This window comes from Neoluteolibacter marinus (assembly GCF_014904755.1).
GTDB lineage: Bacteria > Verrucomicrobiota > Verrucomicrobiia > Verrucomicrobiales > Akkermansiaceae > Haloferula > Haloferula marina.
On the sequence record NZ_JACZFQ010000243.1, the window covers coordinates 1 to 675 of the forward strand.

The 675-nt window shown below is 69.2% G+C and carries 1 protein-coding gene; it reads left to right on the forward strand.

What is annotated here, in order from left to right:
* Positions 1-675: S1C family serine protease (locus IG178_RS24675; RefSeq protein ID WP_193215233.1), on the forward strand; the 675-nt coding region annotated here is incomplete at both ends.

Sequence of the window (675 nt, forward strand, 5' to 3'; positions counted from 1 at the left end):
CTCCGTCACGGAGATCACCGGGGCCGCGGCCAAGGCCTCGCCCTCGGTCGTGACGATCTCCTCGTCGGACGGCCAGAGCGCAGGCTCCGGTTCGGGAATCATCCTGGACGAGGAGGGCCACATCCTCACCAACGCCCACGTGGTGACCATGGACGGGCAGTCCAGCGACCCGTCGATCGAGGTCCAGCTCTCGGACGGCACGGTGACCACCGCCGAGGTCGTCGGGACGGATCCGCTGTCCGATCTGGCCGTCATCAAGATCGACGAGGACGGGCTCGTGCCCGCCGAGCTCGGCAGCTCGTCCGATCTGAACGTGGGGGATACCGCGATCGCGATCGGCGCTCCGCTGGGGCTGTCCGGCACGGTCACCGACGGCATCATCTCCACCACCGATCGCACGATCGCCGTGGCCTCCTCCGCCGTGCCCGAGACCCCAGACGAGGGCGAGAGCTCGGAGGAGGACCAGGGCGGGGGCGGCTGGCAGGACTTCTTCTTCGACTACGGCCAGGGCGACTCCTCGCAGGGCCAGACGGAATCGGTGTTCCTCAACGTGATCCAGACCGACGCCTCCATCAACCCGGGCAACTCCGGCGGCGCGCTGGTCGACGTGGACGGGAAGGTCGTCGGCATCAACGTGGCGATCGCCTCGGCCTCGGCCTCGGGCGAGGAATCCGC